This window comes from Acinetobacter sp. RUH 2624 (assembly GCF_000162375.2).
Classification (GTDB): domain Bacteria; phylum Pseudomonadota; class Gammaproteobacteria; order Pseudomonadales; family Moraxellaceae; genus Acinetobacter; species Acinetobacter nosocomialis.
Genome location: NZ_KI391940.1, coordinates 179,107 through 204,005, shown reverse-complemented (window position 1 = coordinate 204,005; position 24,899 = coordinate 179,107). Strand labels below are relative to the sequence as shown.

At 39.8% G+C, this 24,899-nt stretch carries 27 protein-coding genes and 1 pseudogene; 7 read left to right on the top strand and 21 right to left on the bottom strand.

The window, feature by feature from the left end:
- Positions 1 to 8: 8 nt before the first annotated feature.
- The 3 genes from rpmG to HMPREF0014_RS23000 all read right to left on the bottom strand — a co-directional run bounded on the left by rpmG (position 9) and on the right by HMPREF0014_RS23000 (position 2,029).
- Entirely contained in the window at positions 9 to 164 is a 156-nt protein-coding gene (gene rpmG, locus HMPREF0014_RS23010) for a 50S ribosomal protein L33 (protein WP_001205031.1), read from the bottom strand.
- A gap of 12 nt (positions 165 to 176) precedes the next feature.
- Entirely contained in the window at positions 177 to 413 is a 237-nt protein-coding gene (gene rpmB / locus HMPREF0014_RS23005) for a 50S ribosomal protein L28 (protein WP_000048256.1), read from the bottom strand.
- A 167-nt stretch (positions 414 to 580) separates the two neighbouring features.
- A complete protein-coding gene (locus HMPREF0014_RS23000) occupies positions 581 to 2,029 on the bottom strand; it encodes a coniferyl aldehyde dehydrogenase (RefSeq protein ID WP_006580455.1) in 1,449 nt (482 codons plus the stop codon).
- Between the two features lie 112 nt (positions 2,030 to 2,141).
- Here HMPREF0014_RS23000 and HMPREF0014_RS22995 point away from each other — a divergent pair, with 112 nt between their 5' ends.
- From HMPREF0014_RS22995 to HMPREF0014_RS22975, 5 genes are all read left to right on the top strand, one after another.
- Positions 2,142 to 2,834: a TetR/AcrR family transcriptional regulator gene (locus HMPREF0014_RS22995; RefSeq protein WP_002053350.1), complete on the top strand. Its 693-nt coding sequence runs from the start codon at positions 2,142 to 2,144 to the stop codon at positions 2,832 to 2,834.
- A 74-nt stretch (positions 2,835 to 2,908) separates the two neighbouring features.
- Positions 2,909 to 3,772, top strand: a complete 864-nt coding sequence (purU, locus tag HMPREF0014_RS22990) for a formyltetrahydrofolate deformylase (RefSeq protein ID WP_002053369.1) — start codon at positions 2,909 to 2,911, stop codon at positions 3,770 to 3,772.
- Between the two features lie 387 nt (positions 3,773 to 4,159).
- Entirely contained in the window at positions 4,160 to 4,915 is a 756-nt protein-coding gene (locus tag HMPREF0014_RS22985) for an energy transducer TonB (RefSeq protein WP_002053518.1), read from the top strand.
- Between the two features lie 44 nt (positions 4,916 to 4,959).
- Positions 4,960 to 5,580, top strand: coding sequence for a MotA/TolQ/ExbB proton channel family protein (locus HMPREF0014_RS22980; RefSeq protein ID WP_002053291.1), 621 nt, complete (start codon positions 4,960 to 4,962; stop codon positions 5,578 to 5,580).
- Positions 5,580 to 5,984, top strand: coding sequence for a biopolymer transporter ExbD (locus HMPREF0014_RS22975; RefSeq protein WP_002053449.1), 405 nt, complete (start codon positions 5,580 to 5,582; stop codon positions 5,982 to 5,984). Before HMPREF0014_RS22980 ends, HMPREF0014_RS22975 begins: the two co-directional genes overlap by 1 nt.
- A gap of 57 nt (positions 5,985 to 6,041) precedes the next feature.
- On the opposite strand, the gene msrA is transcribed toward HMPREF0014_RS22975, so the two are convergent.
- From msrA to lgt, 8 genes and pseudogenes are all read right to left on the bottom strand, one after another.
- Complete coding sequence (msrA, locus tag HMPREF0014_RS22970; RefSeq protein WP_002053439.1) at positions 6,042 to 6,566, bottom strand: peptide-methionine (S)-S-oxide reductase MsrA; 525 nt, start codon at positions 6,564 to 6,566, stop codon at positions 6,042 to 6,044.
- A 135-nt stretch (positions 6,567 to 6,701) separates the two neighbouring features.
- A complete protein-coding gene (locus HMPREF0014_RS22965) occupies positions 6,702 to 7,199 on the bottom strand; it encodes an SRPBCC domain-containing protein (RefSeq protein ID WP_006580453.1) in 498 nt (165 codons plus the stop codon).
- A 148-nt stretch (positions 7,200 to 7,347) separates the two neighbouring features.
- Positions 7,348 to 8,403 (bottom strand): DUF4105 domain-containing protein, encoded by a 1,056-nt coding sequence (locus tag HMPREF0014_RS22960; RefSeq protein ID WP_006580452.1) that lies wholly within the window; start codon positions 8,401 to 8,403, stop codon positions 7,348 to 7,350.
- A gap of 14 nt (positions 8,404 to 8,417) precedes the next feature.
- Positions 8,418 to 8,927: a dihydrofolate reductase gene (locus HMPREF0014_RS22955; protein ID WP_000312548.1), complete on the bottom strand. Its 510-nt coding sequence runs from the start codon at positions 8,925 to 8,927 to the stop codon at positions 8,418 to 8,420.
- Between the two features lie 44 nt (positions 8,928 to 8,971).
- On the bottom strand, positions 8,972 to 9,814 hold the full coding sequence (gene thyA / locus HMPREF0014_RS22950; protein ID WP_002053494.1) for a thymidylate synthase: 843 nt from the start codon (positions 9,812 to 9,814) through the stop codon (positions 8,972 to 8,974).
- Positions 9,815 to 9,931: 117 nt separating this feature from the next.
- Positions 9,932 to 10,293, bottom strand: a pseudogene (locus HMPREF0014_RS22945) (hypothetical protein).
- Positions 10,294 to 10,304: 11 nt separating this feature from the next.
- Complete coding sequence (locus HMPREF0014_RS22940) at positions 10,305 to 10,664, bottom strand: hypothetical protein (RefSeq protein ID WP_002053200.1); 360 nt, start codon at positions 10,662 to 10,664, stop codon at positions 10,305 to 10,307.
- A gap of 73 nt (positions 10,665 to 10,737) precedes the next feature.
- Positions 10,738 to 11,556: a prolipoprotein diacylglyceryl transferase gene (gene lgt / locus HMPREF0014_RS22935; RefSeq protein ID WP_002053387.1), complete on the bottom strand. Its 819-nt coding sequence runs from the start codon at positions 11,554 to 11,556 to the stop codon at positions 10,738 to 10,740.
- A 93-nt stretch (positions 11,557 to 11,649) separates the two neighbouring features.
- Here lgt and HMPREF0014_RS22930 point away from each other — a divergent pair, with 93 nt between their 5' ends.
- The gene (locus HMPREF0014_RS22930; protein ID WP_006580450.1) at positions 11,650 to 12,429 is read left to right on the top strand and encodes an NRDE family protein; all 780 of its coding nucleotides are present in this window, start codon (positions 11,650 to 11,652) and stop codon (positions 12,427 to 12,429) included.
- A gap of 44 nt (positions 12,430 to 12,473) precedes the next feature.
- Here HMPREF0014_RS22930 and HMPREF0014_RS22925 read toward each other — a convergent pair whose 3' ends face one another.
- The 5 genes from HMPREF0014_RS22925 to HMPREF0014_RS22905 all read right to left on the bottom strand — a co-directional run bounded on the left by HMPREF0014_RS22925 (position 12,474) and on the right by HMPREF0014_RS22905 (position 18,468).
- Positions 12,474 to 14,666: a PhoX family phosphatase gene (locus HMPREF0014_RS22925; protein ID WP_006580449.1), complete on the bottom strand. Its 2,193-nt coding sequence runs from the start codon at positions 14,664 to 14,666 to the stop codon at positions 12,474 to 12,476.
- 205 nt (positions 14,667 to 14,871) lie between these two features.
- Positions 14,872 to 16,857, bottom strand: coding sequence for an alkaline phosphatase PhoX (locus HMPREF0014_RS22920; RefSeq protein ID WP_006580448.1), 1,986 nt, complete (start codon positions 16,855 to 16,857; stop codon positions 14,872 to 14,874).
- Positions 16,858 to 17,033: 176 nt separating this feature from the next.
- On the bottom strand, positions 17,034 to 17,804 hold the full coding sequence (tatC, locus tag HMPREF0014_RS22915) for a twin-arginine translocase subunit TatC (protein ID WP_002053474.1): 771 nt from the start codon (positions 17,802 to 17,804) through the stop codon (positions 17,034 to 17,036).
- Positions 17,801 to 18,238: a Sec-independent protein translocase protein TatB gene (tatB, locus tag HMPREF0014_RS22910; RefSeq protein ID WP_002053452.1), complete on the bottom strand. Its 438-nt coding sequence runs from the start codon at positions 18,236 to 18,238 to the stop codon at positions 17,801 to 17,803. Before tatB ends, tatC begins: the two co-directional genes overlap by 4 nt.
- 11 nt (positions 18,239 to 18,249) lie before the next feature.
- The gene (locus tag HMPREF0014_RS22905) at positions 18,250 to 18,468 is read right to left on the bottom strand and encodes a Sec-independent protein translocase subunit TatA (protein WP_002053267.1); all 219 of its coding nucleotides are present in this window, start codon (positions 18,466 to 18,468) and stop codon (positions 18,250 to 18,252) included.
- A 252-nt stretch (positions 18,469 to 18,720) separates the two neighbouring features.
- Between HMPREF0014_RS22905 and HMPREF0014_RS22900 the strand changes: the two genes are divergently transcribed.
- Complete coding sequence (locus tag HMPREF0014_RS22900) at positions 18,721 to 19,596, top strand: permease (RefSeq protein ID WP_006580447.1); 876 nt, start codon at positions 18,721 to 18,723, stop codon at positions 19,594 to 19,596.
- Positions 19,597 to 19,810: 214 nt separating this feature from the next.
- Here HMPREF0014_RS22900 and rdgB read toward each other — a convergent pair whose 3' ends face one another.
- From rdgB to leuA, 5 genes are all read right to left on the bottom strand, one after another.
- Positions 19,811 to 20,437, bottom strand: a complete 627-nt coding sequence (rdgB, locus tag HMPREF0014_RS22895) for an RdgB/HAM1 family non-canonical purine NTP pyrophosphatase (RefSeq protein WP_002053259.1) — start codon at positions 20,435 to 20,437, stop codon at positions 19,811 to 19,813.
- A gap of 167 nt (positions 20,438 to 20,604) precedes the next feature.
- Positions 20,605 to 21,192 (bottom strand): tetratricopeptide repeat protein, encoded by a 588-nt coding sequence (locus HMPREF0014_RS22890; RefSeq protein ID WP_000751694.1) that lies wholly within the window; start codon positions 21,190 to 21,192, stop codon positions 20,605 to 20,607.
- On the bottom strand, positions 21,189 to 21,782 hold the full coding sequence (gene metW, locus HMPREF0014_RS22885) for a methionine biosynthesis protein MetW (protein WP_001217230.1): 594 nt from the start codon (positions 21,780 to 21,782) through the stop codon (positions 21,189 to 21,191). The genes HMPREF0014_RS22890 and metW overlap by 4 nt, the downstream gene beginning before the upstream one ends.
- Positions 21,782 to 22,942 (bottom strand): homoserine O-acetyltransferase, encoded by a 1,161-nt coding sequence (locus HMPREF0014_RS22880; RefSeq protein ID WP_002053295.1) that lies wholly within the window; start codon positions 22,940 to 22,942, stop codon positions 21,782 to 21,784. The genes metW and HMPREF0014_RS22880 overlap by 1 nt, the downstream gene beginning before the upstream one ends.
- A gap of 82 nt (positions 22,943 to 23,024) precedes the next feature.
- Entirely contained in the window at positions 23,025 to 24,722 is a 1,698-nt protein-coding gene (leuA, locus tag HMPREF0014_RS22875) for a 2-isopropylmalate synthase (RefSeq protein ID WP_004883345.1), read from the bottom strand.
- Between the last annotated feature and the right edge of the window lie 177 nt (positions 24,723 to 24,899).

The window sequence follows — 24,899 nt, the reverse complement described above, 5'->3', positions numbered from 1 at the left end:
CGCTAAAATTATTTGATTTTAGCTTCTTTGAAAATCACGTGTTGACGGATTTTTGGATCAAATTTTTTGATTTCCATTTTTTCCGGCATAGTACGTTTGTTTTTAGTTGTGGTATAGAAATAACCTGTACCAGCTGAAGAAACGAGACGAATCTTATCACGCATTGCTCAGACTCCTTAGATCTTTTGACCTTGAGCACGAAGGTCTGCAACAACCTTTTCGATACCCAATTTGTCAATAATACGCATACCTTTAGTGGTTAAACGAAGACGTACAAAACGTTTTTCGCTTTCTAACCAGAAACGGTGGTGGTGCAGGTTCGGCTCGAACCGGCGCTTGGTTTTGTTGTTGGCGTGTGAGACGTTGTTACCAACGACTGGACGCTTGCCGGTAACTTGGCAAACCTTAGACATGGTGTAACTCCATTGATTTAGCCAACAGCAAATCTGTGGCCAGTCATACTAAATGTAAACGGATGAATTCATTCAAGGGGCGTTTTATACCAAAAATACGATTAAAAGACAAGCGAAATTGGTAAAAACGAGGCATGATCTAGTGTAACAGATCATGCCTTGATCAGTTAACGCAACAAGGTTTTCGAAATGAAGCGATGAATTGGTTTATTGAACGGTGGAAGAATGTATTTCAAGCTATAAAGTTTTGGATTTGACATTACCGAACGTTCATGTGACAGCCCAAAAAAGCCTTCAGGTCCGTGGTATTTACCCATACCTGATGCGCCGATTCCTCCAAATGGCAAGTCATCTTGCGCAACATGGGTAATCACCATGTTAATTCCGAAATGCCCTGAATGAGTATGTTGAGAGATATAATCAGCGCGTGCCTGATCATAATCAAAATAATACATTGCTAAAGGACGCGGGCGACTATTAATAAACTCAATGACCTCTTCGATTTGGTCATATTCTAAAATTGGTAGAACAGGACCAAAAATTTCATTTTGCATAATATCCATTGCAGTTGTTACACCAGTCACTAGAGTCGGTGCAATTTTGCGGACATCATCTAAAATTTCATTTTGCGGATTAACTTCAACAATACGCGCACCTTGATCACGGGCATTTTCGAGATATCCCTGAATACGGTTGTACTGTTTATCATTAATAATAGAGGTGTAGTCTTGGTTGTTACGGAAATGTGGGTACATTCCGGCCACAATCAATTTAAAGTTTTCAATGAACTCGGCAGTTTTTCCGCGTGGCAAGAAAATATGATCTGGCGCAACACAAGTTTGGCCTGCATTCCATAGTTTACCTACAGCAATACGCTGTGCGACATCTTTCATATCTACGGAAGCATGTACCAAAGCAGGGGATTTACCACCCAACTCAAGAATAACCGGAACCAGATTTTGAGCTGCGGCTGCCATGACAGTTTTACCAACAGAAGTCGAGCCAGTGAAAATCATTTTGTCGAAAGGCAAATGACTAAACGCATCAGAAATTACGCCGCCGCCATTTACCACCCCAACCAGCTCTTGTGGGAAGGCTTCAGAAAGTGCATTTTCAAGAACCTGTCCAAAATTTGGAGAAGCACTCGAAATTTTGATCATGGCATGGTTACCTGCAGCCAAAGCACAAATAAGTGGTCCAACAGACAGTAGTAACGGGTAGTTCCATGGTGTAATAATGCCAATTACGCCCATTGGTTGATATTGTACCCAACCTTTTGCTGGCTGATGTAATACACTGATATGGCGTTTTGATGGTTTCATCCATCCGGTCAGGTTCTTACTGTAATATTTGATTTGTTCAAGACAGGTAAGCAACTCACCAATTTTGGTTTCCATAATGGCACGATTGCCATAATCAAGGTTAATTGCTTCGGCAATCTGATCTTGATATTTTACCAAGACTCTTTTAAGACGAGCTAAACGATCAATACGCTCTTTAGCAGTGGGTACCGGATGACGTAAGTAGGCAATCTTTTGCTGCTCAAGCAAATCTTGTAAATGCTTAACATCATAAGGAACCTGAGTCTCTGGATTTGTTTTTGTTTGACTGTTCATCGGTACTTACCAAATATACTGATATACTTATTTTTTAGAGTAAATACTCTAAAGAGTCAAGTTGGTTTCTGTGTGCAAGTCTTAACCATATGAATTAACGAAGGTTATTAAAATGTCTCTACCTAAAGCTTTGAAGACAAAAGACCGGATTTTACAAATCAGTTTGCAGCTTTTTAATGAGCGTGGCGAACGGTCTGTCACTACCAATCATATTGCTGCAGAGTTGGGCATTAGTCCTGGAAACTTGTATTATCACTTTCGAAACAAGCATGAAATTATTAAAGAATTAATGTATCAATATCAGGTCGAGACTTTGGAAATGCTATCTTTACCTGAAGACAGACCATTAACGACCAATGACAAAATTAACTATTTTCAAGTGCTCAGCGGCCAGTTATGGAACTATCGTTTTATTCATCGTGATGTTTATCACTTAGTTGAAAGTAACGAAGACTTTAAAAAGATCTATCCGCGATTTGCGGGACAGGTGATGCAACAAGGACAACGAATTTATCAGGCCTTTGTTGATGCAGGACTTATGAAAATGACAGCTTCTGAAATTGAAGCTTTAATTATTAACCTTTGGATTGTCTTAACCAACTGGACCAACTTTCTATATATGTCTGGGCATATTAGTGACAACAATCACCTTGAAGAGAAATGGGTCTGGCAAGCATTACGTCAAATGGTTTTCTTAGAAGGCCCTTATTTGATGGGTGAAAGCCGTGCGACTTATGAACAATTGTTAGAATCACTTGGACCCTCTGATCTTTTTGCAAGCTTGTCATCCTTAAAAGATGAATAGTTGTGCTTGTTTATTTAGAGCGCTAGAATACTCGGCTTATCAAAATTTTGTCTCAATTAAGTGATATTAACCAAATGAATATGACCACTGCCAATACAGCCCGTTTACTGATTACTTGTGAAGACAAGCCTGGGATCGTACAGGCTGTATCGAGCTTTTTGTACCACCAAGGTGCAAACATTACCGCGCTTGATCAGTATGCGACGGAAGCTCAAGGCGGGCGTTATTTCATGCGTGTTGAATTTGAACTTGATCATTTACAGTCACGTAAGGATGCTTTAATTCAGACTTTCGCTGCAAATGTTGCTGAACGTTATGGCATGCAATGGCGTCTTGCTTTTGTAAATGATGTTAAAAAGGTTGGTATTTTAGTTTCTAAAGTCGACCATGCTTTGCTTGAGTTATTGTGGCGCCATGCTCGTGGTTCTTTACCTTGTGAAATTACCCACGTTATTTCTAACCATGAAGATTTACGTGAAGCAGTTGAAAACTTTGGTATTCCGTTTACTGTGATTAAGGTAACTAAAGACAATAAAGCAGAAGCCTATGCTCAAATTCATGAAATGATGCAGGGTAATGACTTATTAGTTCTAGCGCGCTACATGCAGATTTTAAGTGAAGATTTCGTTTCTAAATGGGAAATGAAAATCATCAATATTCACCACTCATTCTTACCTGCTTTCGTTGGGGCAAATCCATATAAGCAAGCCTATGAAAAAGGTGTGAAGTTGATTGGTGCAACAGCTCACTATGTGACTGCTGATCTAGACCAAGGCCCAATTATTGAGCAAGACGTTGAACGTGTGAGCCACGATTATAATGTTGAGCAGTTACGTGAGCTTGGCGAAGATGTGGAACGTAATGTGTTAGCTCGTGCTGTTAAATGGCATTTAGAAGACCGAATCATTGTAGATGGTAATAAGACGGTTGTTTTCTAATTACCTCATATTTTTAAAAGCACACTTTTGAGTGTGCTTTTTTATGGCTAAAATAAAATTAAAATGTTATAACATAACTATGATTTGAGGTTTCATTGATTACGTTCAATATAGTTGCTTAATGTTTTTTTTAAGTTGAGCACGATTTGATAAGTAGTATCTGAAACCAACAAGTTTTAGTGCATTGTCTAAACATGAGAAAAGTAAAGTGATATCACTTTATGAAGTTAGATCGCACAATACTGGAAAGTGTTTTCGCAAAAAAAGTAGTTGCAAATGAAAACACTTCTCATTTATTATTGTGGCACTTTATTGTTCTATCCGATGTTTGAAATCGTTTCTATAAATTGAAGTCGACTTCATCATCCATTAGGTAATTAGATTCTTATGAGTCAATCTTCCGCAGCCTTAAACTCTCCCAATCCGATGAAAAAGAAAGTCATCACGGCACTAATTGCGGTTGCAATTGGTCATATCGGGGTCTTATGGGCAGTTAGCCACATTAAGCCTGCTGAACTAAAGCCAATTGATAAGAAGCCTTTACAAGTCCGCTTTGTAAAAATTCAAGAACAACCAAAACCTTTACCACCGAAACCGAAAGAACCGCCTAAAAAGCCGGAACCTAAAAAAGAAGTGAAAGAAGTTAAGGTTGTTGAGAAACCTGTGACTCCGCCTAAACCAGTGGAAAAAATTCAGCAGGTGAAAAAGGCTGAAACTCCTAAACAAGCAGTAAAGACAGAACCTAAAGTTGAACCAAAAGTAGTGACCCCAACAACTACTGTGACTGAAAAAGTCGTTGAAAAGCCAAAGCCAGTGGTGCAAGAAGCACCTAAAGCTCAACCTGCGCCAGATCCATCACCAAAACATGTTTCAATTGGTGGTTCAGGTGTGCAGTGGAGCCGTTCACCACGTTTGACTGTTTCACCAAAAGATTTACAAGGCGAAGCGCGTTCGGTTGTTGTACTGATTGAAGCCGATGAAAAAGGTAAGATTACCAACGTACGTGTAACACGAAGCAGTGGCATTTCAAGTCTAGATGACAAAGTTGTCCGTGCTGTACGTGGTGCAAAATTTAAACCTTATATGGAAAACGGTGTTGCTTATCCAATTAAAGCCGAGCAACCCTTTGATTTAACCCCTTAAACGAATTTGAGTCCCAACGGCTAACCTTAATCAGGAGTTCTAATATGAACTTTTCAATCTATTGGCAACATGCAGATGCAGTGAGTAAAACTCTGTATTTCATTTTATTGGCAATGTCGATTGCTACCTGGACAGTTTTCATCTTACGTTTGATGGGGACTCGCCAATTAAAACAACAAGCTTACGCTCAACTCTCTAAAGCTATTAGTTCGCTAAAAGCAAAGTTACAGCCTTTGAGTTTTGAACAGCGTAAAGCAGTTGCAGAGCAAGCACTATTGCGCCAAATTTCTGCTGAAAAAGTCAATGCTGAAAAAGGTATTTCTGTTTTAGGAACAATTGCTTCAATTGCACCATTTGTTGGTTTGTTTGGTACGGTATGGGGTATTTTCCACGCGCTGGTTGCTGTAGGTAAGAGCGGACAAGCAGGTTTGGCTCAGGTGGCTACACCAGTAGGTGAAGCACTTATTATGACTGGTCTTGGTCTTGCAGTTGCGATTCCTGCGGTATTGGCTTATAACATTTGTGTACGTGCTAATCGTGGTCTTGCTCATGATTTACAAGATCAAGCACACAGTTTGTTAATCGACACCATGTTGCAGCAAGACTCAACTGTAAAGTCTGATGTTAAAACTGCAGAGCAAAGTTATGTTGGAGGTCAAGCTTAATGGCTTTTCAATTGGGTGAAGACCACGATAGTGGCATAAATGAGATGAACCTCATTCCGCTAATCGACATTATGTTGGTGTTAATGATCATCTTTTTGGTCACAGCAACAGTTGCCAACCCATCGATTCCATTAACACTGCCTAAAACAACTGCTGAAATTATTGATCCACCACCAAAAGCAATTACGATTAGTATCAATGCAAATGGTGAAGTGGCTTGGGATACTCAAGTAATTAGTCTTGATGAGCTTCAAAAACGTTTCCAAGAAGCAGGTCAAGGTGCGGTTAAACCAACCGTTCAACTTCGTGCTGATAAAGAGTCGAAGTACGATACGGTAGCTCAGGTAATGTCTCGCGCCAGTGAAGCCGGACTGAGCGATATTGCCTTTGTAAGTGAAAACTAAAATTTAGTTTACTCAATAAAAAAGCAACCAAGTCGGTTGCTTTTTTATTGCTCTAATTTATTGATCTTTCATTAGATGCTGGAATTTACTATATAGCTTTAATAGCTTAGGTGGAATCGCAAAGTTGCAATAACCTTGTGAAGGATTCTTTGCATAGTAATTCTGATGATATTCTTCGGCTGGATAGAATGTCGGGGCAGGAGACAGCTCAGTCACAATATCAAGATCGTCATCTTTTAACGTTTGAATCGTGTGTTCTGCTGCCTGTTTTTGCTCTTCATTAAAATAGTAAATAACAGAGCGGTACTGAGTACCAATATCATTACCTTGGCGATTTAAGGTCGTTGGATCATGCGTTGCAAAGAACACATCAAGTAACTGAGAATATGTAACTTGTTGTTCATCAAAGTCGATGAGAACTACTTCAGCATGCTGAGTGTCACCTTGACATACTTGCTCATAAGTTGGCTGAGTTGTATGCCCACCAGCATAACCACTTGTTACTTTTTCTACACCACGTATTTGTAAAAATACGGCTTCGACGCACCAAAAACAGCCGCCGCCAAATAATGCCTGTTGCATTGTTTTTCCCTCTATTTCCTGCCTATTACAATAGGGTCTATCTATCTAGATTACAAAGTAAAGCGTGTATAAAAAAGTAAAGAAAAAGAGAATAACTTATTTAGTTTTCGATAGCCACCAACAGATCCTCTATATTTAAAGGGTTTTTAAATAAGCTTCTAAATTGGAGAATGTTCCATTAAATCCTTGCGTCATTCCATCGCGTGCAGAATCAAAAGTTGAGTTACCAATATCGTCAGAGTTCCACGGTTGCCAAGTAATTGTGACTTTTGTTTTATTATCAATATTTTCAAAAGTTGTGGTTGCTAACATTTCTAATGGCCATGTCGGTGACATAGGGTGTCGTGTGCTGTTACCGTCTTTGTCTGAAAAAGATTGAATAAACGTTAATCGCTCATTAGGTACAATCTCACGAAACACTTGCTTACCCCACATTTGTGTTCCATCGGGTCCTTCTAATCCATAGTGATAAGTGCCACCAACTCTAAAATCCATTGAGGTATGAATGATTTTGAAATTTTTTGGACTCATCCAATTTTGTAAGTGATTAATATCAGTATGTACCTTAAATACAAGATCACGAGGTGCATTAAATACTTTAGAAATACTAAATGGTGTAATTTTTTCTGTCATGATTATTTTCTTTTATTAGAAAACTGGTTAATTTACAAATTGAATAAGTTATACAATTACTTTGTAATTTTTGTAGATCATATTCAATGCTCTCAAAGTGTTCTTCTAGTATTTGGCGAAAATAAGCCTATAAAATATCAAGCAGACTCTAGTCAGCTTTGGGTAAACCTTGTCGCACAATTTGAGAGAAGTGTTCACTACTCTGATCTGAAAGTTGTTCAAAATGCTCAGTACGTGGATTGATATGTGCGATTTGATACCACTGTTTTAAACTAATATTTTGATTAAGTGCTTTAAGATCATATAAATAATTAGGTAAGTAACCAGACGCAATTAAGCGATAATCTTTAGGAAGTTGATATGGGTTAATGGCTTGAACCATATCAAAAATCAAGGTTGTGCAATTACTTGTGAGGGTGTTATACCATTTTGGCTGTGCACGTAGCTCATCTGACTTTTTAAGATATTCTAAAAATAGTGCTTTTTGTTCAGAGCGAGGCATATTGACCGGGAAATTATAAACTTGCTCTTTACGAATGTTGCTACGTGTGTAGACAATATCTTTTTCATCAGATGCAATTAAGCTCAGTTCATATTTTCTAAAAAAACCACCAATTGCCGAAAATTCTTCAGTCTTTTCTTTTCGAATTTCGATGGAAAAAACTAAAGGTTGTTGATTTTTAAATTCGAAACTGACTAGCGTATGGGCAATTTGTGGCCCCATCCAGTAAGAGGTAATGATATTTATGCCATTTAACTGGTTCAGGTCAAAAGTACGGGTTTCCCAGCGGACATCATAGGTTCCATCAGGATGCCAGTTGAAGTTACGGACATTATGCAAGGTAATAACATCGCCGTGTTTTTCGTAACTTAGCATATTGGCAACTTCAGGGTTCCAGTCACGGTCTTGACGTGCAGTAATCGAAAAATACCAAACCAGAGAACAGGCAAAAGCTAAAAGATAAATCAGGATATCTGTACGACGGCTAATGATATGTCCATTGAAATATAAGCCTGCCATACTTAGAGCAAAGGCAATCCATATGCCAATAATAATACGGCTGCCTAACCAGCCAAAGGGTTGTTGGACCCATAAGGCTAAGCATACCCAAATGCTGGAAAGCACAATAAACAACGTGAATAAACTATGTAAAGCGCCGAAAGCGAGGGCGATAATAAATTCACGTGTTCCGATATTGTGCATAGGCGACCAGAAAATTATTTTTTATAAGTGGCAAATTCGAATGAAGTTCCTGATTTTTCATCTACTTGCTGTTCGCTTGCAGTTTTATGAAATTCACTCGGTATAGTTGGATAATGTGCATCACCTTGTACATCTAAGTCAACATGAGTGAGCTCAAGACGGTCTGCAATTGACAAGGTTTGCTTAAAGATTTCACCGCCACCAATAATGAATAAAGCTTGCTTTTCGGTGTTTTTGGCATCTTCTAAAGCAGCATTTAAAGCATCTTCAATTGAATACGCAATTTTTACGCCGTCAAAATGCCAGTTAATGTCACGGGTAATTACCCAGTTCACACGGTTCGGTAGAGCACGGCCCATAGACTCAAGGGTTTTACGGCCCATGATCACCACACCACCTTGTGTGATTTCTTTAAAGTGTTTTAAGTCGGCAGAGATATGCCATGGCAACGCATTGCCTTTACCAATACAGTGATTTTTGTCCATTGCGACAACGTGGACAACTTCTACATTTTGCCATGCCATAATTTTATTCTCTAAACCGTAATCTAATGAAATTTAAGCCGTCGTTATACTGCAACTGGTGCTTTAATTGCCGGATGTGACTCGTAGCCTACAATCTCGATATCTTCAAATTTAAAGTCGAAAATATCTTTAACCTCCGGATTAAGTTTTAATTGACAAAGTGGTAATGGCTCACGCGTCAATTGTAGTTTTGCTTGCTCAAAATGGTTGGCATAAAGATGCGTATCGCCACCTGTCCAAACAAAATCACCAACACCTAAGTCACACACCTGAGCAATCATATGGGTGAGTAGGGCATAGCTGGCAATATTAAATGGCACGCCTAAGAATACGTCAGCACTACGTTGATAAAGCTGGCATGACAACTTGTTGTCTTGTACAAAAAATTGGAAGAGTGTGTGGCAAGGTGGTAAAGCAACTTGTCCGGCTTCATTTGGGTTCCAGCCAGAGACAATTAAACGGCGTGAATTTGGGTTGGTTTTAATTTCATTAATTAACCATTTAATTTGGTCAAAACCATCTTGGTTATAAGTACCATCGGCATTTTTGGTTGCGCCGAAATTACGCCATTGATGGCCATAAACTGGACCAAGTTCATGTTCTGGGCGGCCGAAACGGGCAGTTTGTTCTGCTGTTGCCCATTCATCCCAAATGGTGACTTTATTGTCTTGTAAGTACTTAACGTTAGTATCGCCTTTTAAGAACCAAAGTAACTCAATCACGATAGAACGAAAGTGAACTTTTTTTGTGGTGAGTAAAGGAAAACCCTTAGAGAGATCAAAACGCATTTGATGACCAAATACAGAACGGGTTCCTGTGCCTGTACGGTCGCCTTTGTCACCGCCATTATCAAGGATATGTTGTAGAAGGTCTAAATATGCACGCATAACACTCTCGAGTTCGGATTAATTCCATAAAATAAAAGGGAGACGGTTCATGGATCAATAAACCGTGGAAGATAATAGCATGCTTTAGGAATAGTAAAAACGAGCTAAACTTTATGCTTAAAAACGCTTGGCACGATTTTGATAAATTGAAACAAGAAAAAATCCAACCAGTACAAAGCCTAAAGCTTGTATTGTTGCGATCCAATTGTGTTGAGGGGGCAGTAACCACATCACAATAACAACAATAATGAGAGGGTAAATTCCAAGCAGAAACTGGAGTTTAGATTTATATGAGCTGTGCTCTGGAATTTTGTTTGTAAATATTGCCCGAAATGAAGCCCGAACCCTAACACGAGGCTCAGAATAGTGTAAGTCGACGATAAAGGCTGAACTTGATTGGCTGCATAAATTGCAGCACAAACGACAATAATAAAGATGAGTTTGATGTGACGTGGTGCGTTATACCAATAAGCCAACATAAAAAATGAGCCTATTTGTTAAATAACGATTGTGGTGAAAAAATAAAAGCAGCAAGTGCCATAAATGCAATGCCTTGGACGCCCCAGATCAACAAGTTAGGCATGGTTTTTACAAAAATAAGTGCAAACAAGAGGGCAATAGGCACCCACGTAAATAGGCGGTAAAGTAAACCAGTCGGGTTACTTTGAGCAAAATGCAATTTAAAGTAACGGCAGATTAAAAAAATAACCCCAGTTCCTGTAAACATTAAAATAGTATCTAAGGGCAATGGTTGATATTGATATAACCCAATACAGATTAAGAGGGTAATAATTAAGATCATTAATTTTTTAAAAGTCGGGACTTGCGTATTAAACCAGAATTCCAGCATGGCGAATCTTCTTTCTTGGGAGATAAAAACTGTAGCATAAAAAAGAGGAGCCGAAACTCCTCTGATTTAGATGTTAACTGTTCTTTTGAGGGCCCCAGTCATAAATTTTCTTTTGGTAGGCATACCACATCATCCAAAGGCCAATGAGTAGCATTGGAACGGTGAGGATTTGTCCTTTCGTCATCCAACCAAATAAGATAAAACCTTGGTCAGCATCTGGTTGACGGAAGAATTCCATTACAAAGCGTGCAACACCATAACCCATTAAAAATAGGGCAGATACGGCCATACGTGGGCGTGGTTTTGAGCTAAACCACCACAAAACAATGAATAGAATTAGACCTTCACAAAGCGCTTGATAAATTTGAGAAGGGTGACGAACTAAATGTAATGGGTCGGTTGGGAAAATCATTCCGAACGGATAATTCGGATCTGTAACCGCACGACCATATAATTCTCCACCAATAAAGTTACCGAAGCGTCCAAACATTAAGCCTGTCGGTACACAAGGGGCAATAAAGTCGAGTGTCTGGAACCATGTTTTTTGATATTTTTTACACCAGAATAGCATTGCGATCATGACGCCTAAGAAGCCGCCGTGGAAGCTCATACCACCTGTCCAGACTTGGAAGAGCCAGATCGGGTTTTCAAGGAATTTATCAAACTCATAGAAAAGCACATAGCCGATACGTCCGCCGAGTACAACTCCTAAGGCGCCGTAAAACACCAGATCGGAAACCATGTCCGATGTCCAGCCATCACGCTGTTTGGCACGGTAGGAAGCGAGTCCCCAAGCACATAAAAATGCCAATAAATACATGAGTCCATACCAATGGACTTGAAGAGGTCCTAGATGTATTGCGACCGGATCGATATTAGGATAGGTCAGCATTGCTGCTCCTTGATCTTACGTTTTGACAGATTGTAGCGGAATGATGTGAAAAATGTTGTACATTCAATGTGTAAACATAGGGAACAAGAATCAATGTGTATTGTGGCTTTAGCATGGCATGTTCTGGATGATATGCCCTTGTGTCTGATTTCAAACCGTGATGAGTTTTATCACCGACCAACAGCATTATTGCATCAATGGGAACATACGCCAATCATTGCAGGGCAAGACTTACAGTCGGGTGGTACTTGGATGGGGGTTACCCCGCAGGGCCGATGGGCTGTGTTAACCAATTTCCGTGATGGACGTGATAAAAAACAATATGAAACTTCTCGTGGTCATTTGGTTCAGGCTTTTTTAGAGTCTGATTTATTACCGATTCGCTTTGCTCAGCAATTAGAACAACGGCAACAGAACTTTGCTGGTTTTAACCTGTTTATGGGGACTGCTGATCAAGCGGTCTACATGAGTAACCGTGGTGAGGCTCCTCAAGTATTAGCCAACAGCGTTTATGTGGTTTCGAATGGTTTAATGTCCGATCACTGGGAGAAAACCAGACATTTACGCACACGTTTTACGCAAGAGTTCTTGCCTATGCATCAGCACAAAACAGAAGAGTTAAGCTTGCAACATGCAGCGTGGGATATTTTAGAAGATGAGCGCAAGGTCACCACAGCATTGTTGCCAAATACAGGCATTCAACCAGAAATGGAAGAGTTGTTATCATCGACTTTTATTCAAAGTCCAGTATATGGAACCCGGTGTTCGAATTTTTTAAGAATGACCAATAATGAATGGATTTGGTTGGAAAAGACCCAGCAAGGCGAACATAGCGGCCAAATTGTACAGCAGCAGGTGCCTCTAAACCGTTAAAAGAATGCCGATCACTTGATCGGCATTTTCTAGGAAGAAATCAATTAACCAGCAATAACACCGCCATCTTTACGGGTAATAACTACAGTTGCCGAACGTGGGCGCGCAGTTTTGTTGCTTGGATCTTTTTGTGTGGCAGGCCAGTTACTTTCTGGTTTTGCATAACTTGCCGAGTCTTCACCAGGATGCTGAACATTAATGAAAATAGCTTTGTAGTCAGGTGTCATAGCAATACCAGTAATTTCACATTGCTTTGGTCCAACTAAGAAACGACGTAATGTTGCGTCTGTAACTTTAGCACCGGTTATAGTTTGCTGACCATTTGATGTAGTTGCCGCACCACCATCACCAATTTGACCTGGTAGGGCAGCAAGCATCATACAGTTGGTGACATCTGTATAAGCGCCGTCATCTGTTTCAATCCAGAGAACACCGCGTGGGTCAAACCACATACCATCTGGAGACGAAAAGTCGTTATTGTCTGTTAAGCCTGACAAATTGATATTTGAAGCCATCGAAGCTTCTGCACCGAACAGATAAATATCCCATTTGAAGGTTTCAGCAGTGGTTTTGTCATCGGCTTCTCTAAAACGGATGATATGACCGTTCACATTTCCTTTTTGTTCTTTTGTGCCTGCATACAGATCGGTATAGTTGCGAGGGTTAGCCGCATCTGTAGGGTAATCTTTACCACGGTTTGAGTTATTTGTAAGTGTGACATAGATTTCGCCATTGATTGGGTTAACTGTAGCCCACTCTGGGCGATCCATTTTAGTTGCTCCGACTGAATCTGCCGCCAAGCGTGCAAAAGTGACTACCTCTGCCTGAGATTTAAATGGATAGGTAGTGTTACTTTCATTTAAACCATTTTTACCGTAGGCAAGTTCAATCCATTGACCTGAACCATCGTTATTAAACTTGGCAACATACAACTTACCTGAGTTCATATATTTGTCACCAGCTGCATAGCCGCCGTTTATATCTTTTGTATCCCACACTGCGGTTGAAACAAACTTATAGATATATTCGCCACGAGAGTCATCCCCCATATAAAATGCGATTGGTTGACCTGCTACGGCACGGCATGCACTGTCTTCATGGGCAAAACGGCCTAATGATGTGCGTTTAACCGGATTTTGGCGGTTATCAAATGGGTCAATTTCGACCATCCAGCCAAATGTGTTTGGTCCATTGCGGTAATCTTGAGTTGCTTGAGCGGCTTTTACATCGGCATTCCAGCGGTCATATAGGTCTTGCGCCTCTACTTGACCAATTGCGGTTTCCCAACCGTAGCGAGAGCTTGATCCTGCTTTAAGACCATAGCGTTTAAGAGCAATAATTTCTTCTGGAGTACGTAGCGCATCATCAGTTGTACTACGCGCAAAATAACCAATGAAGTTTTCTTCCGTGGTTAAGTATGTTCCCCAAGGTGTATAGCCATTACCACAGTTGTTGTGTGTACCACGAGTCTGGCGGCCAGCAGGCGAAAAACGCGTCGAAAGTAAGTTAGATCCTGCCGCGGCACCAGCGAAGTCCATGACTGTAGAACCTGTAATACGTCTATTAAAAATAGAGTTTTTTACAACTTCGACTTTTTGAGTAGTAGGGTCTTTTTTGATTTGGACTACAGAAACCCCATGGGCATTGGTTTCACGAATGACTTCGTCTTCTGGGCGGCGTCCATCAACTTTGGTTGGACCTTTAGGGTGTAGAAAGGTTTGGTTGATGTATTCGTGGTTCATCACCAATAAACCTTGTGCTGAAACAGTGTCATCAAAACGGTTTGTTGATGTGTTTAAACCAAAATAGTGCATACCATCATGGCAGTCACCTGAGCGAAACTGGAAGCTTGGACCAGATGGAATATTGTTATCGTCCCAATCACCAAAAGAAGGATTAAGAGAATCACCTAAAGCGTAAATTACATTTGCTTCGTAACCTTCTGGTACGGTCACAATATCATTTAAATTTTTAGCAACTGGCGTAAAGGTAAGTTTTTCAGGCTTTTTGTTTGGATCGACTGGAGCAGTTCCACCGTTATTAGAACCAGAGTCATCGTTATTATCATTACAGCCCGTTAAAGTAGAGGCTAAAGTTAATGCCACAGCACCGCTTGCTGCTTTAGTAATGAGGCTACGACGGCTCACATATTGGTCTAAAACATCACGAAAGTGAATATTGTCTGAAGTGTTGTTGTCTAATTCCTGATCTTCATGATATGGCGTCAAATCGTTCATATTAAATTCCTAATTCAAAATAAGTTTTTTATAAAAGTCTTGATTAGCTTAAATTTTGAATATGACGAGGTCTTGACGTTTTAATGATAACTTAATGAAAAATTTGATCGTTTAGTCAAAAAAGAAAAGGGCTTTTTATTTTTATAAATGCTTTTAAATAAAAGAAACCTGCATAAAGCAGGCTTCTTTTGAGTTGCGCTAAGAATTATTTCTTCACAACAGATGGTGCGATAGGGTCAGCTGTAATATAGCCAACTGCTGCTGCAAAACGATCTTTGTAGTTTGCACGAACAAGAGGATCAAGCGTTGCTTTTACTTTATCGTGTAATGGAGATTCCCAGTCACCAGGGTGCTGGAAGTTACTCATGATGTAAGTCCAACCATTTACAGAGTCAACTGCGTGCAAACCTGTAGATTCTGCGCCAGCAGGTGTTGATAAGATACGACTTAATTGTTTGGTATCAACATTATATGCCCATAAGAAGTTATTTACGTGCATACCACTATCTTCACCAATGAAGAGGGTACGTAAATTTTCAGAGAACTTAATGTTATCTGGGTTGGCAATTTTATCTGCATTTGCAGTATTACCTAAAGCATCAGCAGTTGTTAGGTCTTCACCCACTAAAGCTGCAGGTGGTTCCATATGAGTCGATACCCATTCACTGTTAATAAGCTGACCTTTGTTATCAACTTGGCTGCCTTTTAACGTATGTGCGTAAATTGCACCAGCTTTTGGACCTTGTACTTGAATATCAGTAGTTTTATCAACCATAGAAGACTGTACATAAGACATCGCAGAGTAAGCAATTTTGTCTTTGATATTTACAGTTGTGCCTTCCATCTTAGTAAAGCCCATACTTGCACCAACCAAGGCTGCATAACGATGCGTTTCTAAGAAAGCCGCTTCACGTTCTTTACCAGGTACAAGTTTTACCCAGTTGTCTTTACCGCTATAACGGATTTTGGTGTAGCTTGCATCTTTTGGATCAGACGTTTTTACATCCATCAGGTCGGTAATCTTATATTGATCAGCCCAGCTCTTTACTTCAGCACTTGTCGCGTGACCAAGGTTAATCCATGAAATATCACCGGCACCAGCACCTACGCCTGAGGTTTGCTTCCATTTAGCAACATAGAGCGTACCCGCAGATAAGTCTTTTTCTTTATCTGCAACAAACATGAATAAACCGCCATTTGTTGCATCATCACCCATCAATGCAGTGCGGTTATCTGGCATAACTTGAATAAGTTCGTGAGAGATACGACCTAAACAGTAATGTTTTTTGATTGAACCTGTACCATCCGTATTTACAGTAACTTCTGGTAAGTGACCGTAGTGGTAAGGATTACCTTTTGTACTGTCGCCAAATAAGTTTTTGCTAAATACTGGTAAATAGCTTCCAGCAACATTGTTTGCATCTGGTTCATATTCTTCACTCGACAGGTGAGTTCCCCATGGAGATAAACTTGCACCACACGTGATCCATAAACCGTTTACTTTAGAGGTATCAACATTGTGGTATTTAACAAGGGTTAAATGACCAGTTTTAGGGTCTTGGTCTAAAGTTAAAATCGCAATTGGAGATGGTAGTAAACCATACATAGACGCTAAGCTTTGGTCACGAGTCGTATATTCAAATTGAACTACGTGAAATACAGGGTTGCCAGTAACACCTAAAGCTTGTTTGTCTGCATCGGTAAAGTCACGGCCTGTTGCTTGTTTAAAGCTAATTAAAGAGCTTCCGTCCGGGCAGTCAGAGAAGAATTGACGTTCTTGGCCTGGTTTTGACTTATCAATAATTGGTTGATTATTAATATCAACATAACCACCCGCCAGAATTTTTCCACCTTTACCGTCTGCAACCAAATCACCTGTGGTAAAGAAAGGCTTATACGCTAATGTGTAGTCAGTTTTTGAGCCATCTTCCCAATTAATTGAAAGGCTTGATGTAACAGTTGTGGTTGCCATCGCCGCTGGGTTAGCTAAAGATGGCGCAGCCATTGATGTAAAGGTTGCGTTTTTAAAGTTTACTGTTGGTGGTGGAGTAACAACATCTGAATCATTATTGCTGTCATTACAGCCTGCTAACGTTGCTGCCGTAGCCATCGCACCTAATGGAAGAAAAGGAATCCCCGTAAACCATTTTAAAATATCGCGACGTGTTGGGTGGTTAGAAGCAGTTGTCATAATAAATCCGTAACTTTTGTGTGTATATTTGTTGAGTCGATTCTATGGATTGGAAATGACACTTTTCTTACATTTTTAAGTCACTTTGAAGACAGTTTATGGTTTGATTAATTAAGACGATTTAAAAGTAAAAAGCCCAAATTTTAATATTTGGGCTTTTAAAGAGAAGTTTTAAATTATTCGGCAGTCTGGCTTTTTCTCTTCTCAAGAATCTTACCGAACAGTAGGCCTATTTCAAAAAGTAACCACATTGGAATAGCTAACATCACCATTGAAATCGCATCTGGTGGAGTAATAAACATTGCAACAAAAAAACAGCCCACAATAATAAAACGTCTTTTTTCAGCAAGGCTTTGCGTATTTACTACACCAATTAAAATCAGTAATAAGGTCGCGATAGGAATCTCAAAGGTCACACCAAATACCAAAAATAGCTTTAAACAGAAGCTTAAATAACTATTAATATCGGTCATTGGTGCTACTGTTTCAGGTGAAACGCTAATAAAGAAATGTAATATGGCAGGCAAGGTAATGTAATAAGCAAAAGCGACACCTGCATAAAATAGGACAATACTACCAATCAGTAATGGAAGCGCTAAATGGCGTTCTTTTTGATAAAGCGCAGGGCGAACAAAAGACCATATTTCATAAAGAATAAATGGCATTGCAAGCATAAGTGCGACAAATAAATTAAGTTTAAATGGCGCCATAAAGGTTGCTGTTACATCTGTTGCAATCATTGACGATGATGCAGGGAGTTGTAACCTTAAAGGCTCAGATAATAATTGGTAAGTATTATTTCGAAAGGGTAATAAACAAAAGAATAAGAATAATGTTACCCCTACAATCCTGAATAAATGGCGTCTTAAAACAACCAAATGATTCATGATTGGCATTTGGTCTAAGTTTTCTTGACTATTTACAGTGGTTGAAGGCAGTTGGTTCATACGGCAATCTTCAATTCAACAGGAGATGTTTCTGCAATATCAGTTTGAGTCACTAAAGGCGTAGGTTTAGCAACATACGGTACTTTGTAATGGTCTGATATAGGAATACATTTCCGAATAGGCTTTGGTGTTGTTTTAGGCGTTTCAGTAACTTCTAAATGTTCTGAAATCTGCTGTTTTTGTATTTCTTCAAGCTGTTGCTGTACTTTTCGTTCCAATGCTTCGATGCGGTTAAGTTCCTCTTGCATTTCTTTGCGGAACTCAGAAAGACGCAGCTCCTGATCAATCTCGTTTTGCAGATTGGTAATATAGCGTTTTAGTCGAACATACCAGCGGCCTGCAAAGCGTGCAGCTTCGGGAAGCTTATCTGGACCTAAAACTAAAATTGCAATAATTGCAAAACAGAGTAGCTCTGTCATTCCTACATCAAGCATGGGTCAAACCTTTAGCTTTTCACTGATGTGCTTTCAGATGTTTTAACTTGTGCATCGATTGTACGAGGAGTATTTAAAGATGCAGCTTCGTCTTCTTCACGAACTGATTTTTTAAAGTCTCTTACTGCACCGCCAACATCTTTACCAATATTTTTTAATTTAGATGTACCGAACAATAAAATAACTACAATTGCGAAAATGACGACATGCCAAATAGATAAACCGGCCATAATTTTATACCTCTTTTTAGTTCGCTTTATCTCAACAGGTTGCCATGACAAGAATGTGACACTTATATTTCATTTTTAAGACAATATTTATAAGTAGACACTTATGATCAGTTTTTAAAAGATATTTTTTGGAAGGATTTTTAAGTTTTATTGAGCTTCTTTCTTAGACGAATTTACTTGAAATAGACCATACATTTCAAAATTAAAAGGTGTAGCATAACAAGCTGATTTTGACGAGCGAGAGGAGAGAGCGTGGCATTACTACTGCCTGTATTGGCATTTATCACAGGACTTCTACTTGCTCAGACCTCTATTTCAGAAACCATAAAACCTATTCTTTCAGCTTGGCTTGCACGACTCCTGATTCCGGTTGTAATTATTTACAACATGGTTTTTTATCAATCGGGAAGTTTGAGCTTAATGCTCTTTAGTTTTGGGTCAGCGTTTATTATTTTCTTTGCCTATTTGGCTTTATTTAAAGACCGCTTACTGGCGCTTTGCGTCAGTTATACCAATATGGGATGGCTTGGTTTTCCGTTCGCTATGGCTTTATTTGGCCCTGAAGCAACTGCTCCAATTGTCGCTTTATATATTGGAATGTCGCTTTTTGGCAATGCTTGGGCTGTGACTGCCGTTACTACGGCACCGCAAAGTAAGCTCAATATATTAAAAAAGGTTTTAACGTCGCCACCTTGTATATCAATATTTTGTGCTGTTGTGCTCAGACTTTTAGGGGCCCAGCATATCGAAAGCCCTGCTATACATTGGGTTTATGAGGTTGCTAAATTTGCGATGACTTTCGCAGGTATGTGTGTGCTTGGAATGTGGCTACGCCGTACCAGAGTTTATGCAAAAGATTTAATTTACAGTACAAAAGCTCAAGCATTTAAAGTAGCCTGTGGATTTGTACTTTGTGGATTAAGTTATAGATTTTTACCGATTCCAAATATAAATCAGCATATTGGTGTAATGTTTTTAATGTTTTGTTTGCCACCGGCAGCCAATATTGTAGCTCTGGAAACACATTATCAAGGGACGGGTAGATCAGCGGCTTATATCGCTTCGGGGACTATAGTGAGTTGTGTGTGTATTGCGATTTATGCAGTGTTTTTACATCTTTACTTCTAAGTAAGATGTTTAGATCAGACAGCCTTTTAATAGTGGTTATATGCTTATTTTGTGTATATAGGCAATATTTACTTTTGTTTCGTCAAAAGTAACAAAACCATTTGTCGAACTGACGACACATCCTTGATGTCGCAGTTCGACGGGCGACATCCATGTCGCCTAGCACGATAGCAAATGACTTTAACGTTAAGTTAAATAAATGCTATATAAAGTTTTACTTCTGCAAGCTCTCTCTAAATAACTGCATCGCTTGTCCACGATGACTAATCTTATTTTTTTCTTCTTTAGACAACTCAGCGCTAGAAACTTGTAGCTCTGGTAACCAGAACAGTGGGTCATAACCAAAACCATTTTCACCGCGTGGCGCTTCTAAAATTTCACCATGCCAGATGCCTTGGAAAATTTGTGGTAATGGATCTTCCGCATGAGTCACTAAAGCAAGCACACATACGAACATGCCTTCAATCACTTCTCCATTTTTACGAAATGGCAAAAGATCATTTAATAACTTGGCATTATTCGCTGCATCGTCACCATGTTCTCCAGCATAGCGTGCTGAATAAATACCAGGTGCACCACCTAAAACGGGAACACAAATACCTGAGTCATCAGCCATAGCAGGTTTCCCTGAAATTTTAGAGGCATGACGTGCTTTAATAATGGCATTTTCAATAAAGCTTAAGCCGTCTTCAATGGCGTCGGGAATATTAAGGCGACCTTGAGGAATAATTTCTACAGGTAACTTAAGCTGTTCAAAAAGTTTTTCAAACTCTGCGACTTTACCTTTGTTATTACTTGCAAGGACTAAAGAGCCCTGATCAAACCAATGTGGGGTAGACATAAGATAACCAAACTTTATAACCAATATTGAACGTGAGCTATGTTACGTGTTTTTTGAAAGGGGATATAGAGCAAAACAAATAGAATATAAAATTAGAAGCTTAAAAACTAAAACCACCTTATAGGTGATATAAGGTGGTTTTAGTCGAGTAAGTATAAGCTGGATTATTATTGTGCTTGAATCCATTTATCCGCGCGGTCACGTGCCATACGGATTTGCTCTTGAGTTAAGTTTGCAGCAAGAGCCGTCTTTTTACCTTCAGATAAGCTAATTACTTTATTGTCGAGCATGCCATCACGAGTTGAAAGCTCATACCACTGGTAAGCACCTACGTAGTTTTTCTTTTGCTCTTCCATCATCGCGAGGTTATAGCTTGCACGGTTATCGCCGTTACTTGCCGCTTTTTCGAAATACTTACGAGCCATAGACTCATCTTTCTTAACGCCAATACCATCAGCATACATACGACCAACATTTAATTGCGCAGGTGAAAGGCCTTGGTCAGCAGCAGCTTTGAACCAAGTAAATGCTTGTTTATCGTCTTTTGCTACATCTTTACCGTATTGGTAACGTGTTCCAAGATAAAATTGTGCGCCAGCTTGACCCGCTTGAGCTGCTTTTTGAAGGTCATGAATCCCCATTGTGGAGAAGCGCGCAGCCTGGCTCGCAACCGATTGTGGCTGGGCGATATAATCTGCATGAGCCTGCATACTTAGCAGTCCTGCAATTAGTGTGCTAAATAATGTCTTTTTCATAGTGCACTCACTCGATAAATAGCGACTTCACCAAACAAATTCGGAACATGTTTGCTTAACAGGCTTCCCTGCTGGTTTCCATTGACGGCGAGTCGATTAATAATTTGTATTTGATTTTCCGCACATAGTGCTTCGAAATCTTTAAACGTACATAAATGAATGTTGGGGGTGTTATACCACATATATGGTAGAGCATCCGATACAGGCATCATCCCTTTTAATGCTAGAAAAGAGCGAGTCTTCCAGTGTGCAAAGTTTGGAAAGGTAATAATGGCCTGTTTTCCCACACGCACCATGTCTCTTAATAAAACATCGGGTGCATCTACGGCTTGCAAAGCTTGTGCCATGACCACATAGTCAAAAGACTGGTCGGCAAAACGGCTCAAACCGAGATTCAAATCTTGTTGAATAATATTTAACCCGCGACTGACGGCAATTGCAATCTTTTCTTGATCAATTTCTAAACCATAAGCACGAATTTGATGCTTTTGGCTCATATGAGCGAGTAATTCACCGTCACCACACCCTAAATCGAGTACGCTAGAGCCGGGTTTAATCCACTTTTCTGCCAGTTGTTGATCAATACGCATTAGCTTGCCTCCAGTGATGTCGATTTTAAATGTTCTTCACCGCCTAAGAAAGCGCGCAGTGTTTTGACATACAGTGGAATCGGGAATAAGAACGAGTCATGACCTTGTTCAGCATCAATATCGAGGTAACTTACCGGTTTATGATTGGTAATGAGTGCATCTACAATTTCTTGTGAACGGCTTGGTGCAAAACGCCAGTCAGTGGTGAACGAGACAATCAGAAACTGACATTTGGTCTTACTCATCGCTTCTGTAAGCGAGTGGCCGTACTCACGCGAAGGATCAAAATAATCCAAAGCTTTGGTCATAATCAGATAAGTATTTGCATCAAAGTTACGGCTAAACTGTTCACCTTGATAACGCAGATAACTTTCAACTTGAAACTCGACATCAAAACCGTACATAAACTTGCCGGACTTTAAATCACGACCAAATTTTTGTTTCATGGCTTCTTCGGAAAGATAGGTAATATGGCCGACCATACGAGCCAAAATCAAACCACGTTTTGGATAGCTATCATTTTCCAAATAACGACCATGATGGAAGTCCGGGTCAGACAGAATTGACTGACGTGCCACTTCGTTAAACGCAATATTTTGTGCTGAAAGCTTTGGCGCACTGGCAATAACAACACATTTTTGTAAACGGTCAGGGTAATCTACCGACCATTGTAGTGCTTGCATGCCCCCTAATGAACCGCCAACGACTGCATACCAAACGCTTACTCCTAAACGATCAGAAAGCATGGCTTGAGTTTTAACCCAGTCGCGTACCGTTACTAATGGGAAATCTGGTCCATAAGGGCGATTGTCATTTTCAGGGTTTGGTGAAGTTGGACCGGTCGATCCGCTACATCCACCAATATTGTTGAGTGCAACTACAAAAAATTTATTTGTGTCGATTGCCTTACCCGGGCCAATACAGCTATCCCACCATCCAGCTTTTTTATCATCTTCATGGTGATAACCCGCTGCATGATGATGTCCGGAAAGGGCATGGCAGATTAAAATCGCATTTGATTTATCTGCATTTAAAGTGCCGTAAGTTTCAACCATTAACTCAAAGCGCGGTAAAACACGGCCACATTCAAGATGTAAGGGTTCTTCAAATTGGAACTTTTGCGGAGTGACTAACCCCACTGAGTCAGCTGGAAAAGACACGGGAACATTTCGCCTTTTAAATCTTTCAGGAATAAAAAGAAAGGATACCAAGCTAGGTATCCTTTCCAAAGTCTTTTTTTAATTAAACAGCGGCAGCAACAACCTGATCTGTACTTAAAACACCTTGATCAATCAAACGGTTGGTACATGCAATAATGGCTTCAATAGATGAAGTGACTGTGTTGTCGTGAACACCTGCACCAAATGAGCCTCTACCTGTACCTTTCACTTGAAGTTCAATTAAGGTTAATGCTTTGGCATTTGCACCTGAACTAATACTACGTTCTTCGTAGTTCAATACGTCAATTGGTAATTGAAGTGCATTTAAGAATGCAGAGATTGGACCATTACCTTCGCCACGCAATTGTTGAGTTTCACCTTCAACATCAATCTCAAGTTCAATAATTTGAGTACCATTAATGTCAGATAACTTATAGTTTTTGACCGTGTAATGGTGGTTTTTCACTTCAACATACGTGTCTTTAAATAAAGTCCAGATTTGTTTAGCGCTAATCTCTGTACCATTTTCATCAGTATATTGTTGAACAACTTGACTAAATTCGATTTGTAAGCGACGAGGCAATACAACGTTATAGTTCGATTCTAATAAGTAAGCGATACCGCCTTTACCAGACTGACTATTTACACGAATGACAGCATCATAGTCGCGGCCCAAATCTTTCGGGTCGATTGGTAAGTAAGGCATATCCCAGATTTCTTCGTTTTTCTGGTATTCAAAGCCTTTTTTGATTGCGTCCTGATGCGAACCAGAGAATGCAGTAAATACCAAGTCACCTGCATATGGATGACGAGGGTGTACAGGTAAACCAGTACATTCTTCAACCGTTGCAATGACTTCATTAATATTAGAGAAATCTAACTCTGGCGCTACACCTTGGGTGTACATGTTCAATGCAATTGCTGCAACGTCAACGTTACCGGTACGCTCGCCGTTACCAAATACACAGCCTTCAACACGGTCGGCACCTGCCATAATGGCAAGTTCTGATGCAGCAATACCACAGCCACGGTCATTGTGACAGTGAACGGAAATAATCACGCCATCACGACGTGCCAAATTACGATGCATCCATTCGATTTGGTCTGCATAAACATTTGGCGTAGAAACTTCGACAGTCGCAGGTAAGTTCAAAATCACTTTATGATCTGGACGTGCATCCCAAATTTCTGTAACCGCATCACAGACGTCTTTCGCGACTTCTAATTCAGTTGCAGAGAAACATTCTGGACTGTACTGGAAAATCCAGTCAGTTTCAGGATATTGTGCAGCATATTCTTTTACTTTCTGAGCTGCATTCACCGCCAACTGTTTTGCGCCATTTACATCTACATTCAACACTTTTTGACGGAAGGTTGGAGAGTTAGAGTTATAAATATGCACAATTGCACGCTTAGCGCCTGCTAAAGCTTCAAAAGTACGCTCAATTAAATGGTCACGTGCCTGTACCAAAACTTCAATGTATACATCATCCGGAATATGATTTTCTTCGATCAACATACGAGTAAAATCGAAGTCAATTTGAGACGCAGAAGGAAAGCCGATTTCAATATGTTTAAAACCGATTTTTACAAGCATTTTGAACATTTTGAACTTTTGTTCCATGTTCATCGGTTCAAAAATTGCTTGGTTGCCATCACGTAAATCCGTGCTCATCCAGATTGGCGCTTTTGTAATTTCATTATTTGGCCATTGGCGATCTGGTAAATCGACTCGCTGGTACATACGGCGGTATTTTTTGCTAGGGTCAGCCAACATCATGAGAAAACTCCTTATCTCGTAGCACGGTTGCTCTAGGTATCGTATAAAAGGCAACGTTCTACAGTTATATATGGTATCTAATACAGAAAAATTAAAGGGAATTTGAAAAGGTCTGCTCTAAAATACAGACAAAAATTTATACGCGCACGAGGCGCAGCATCAGGAGTTCGAGATGAT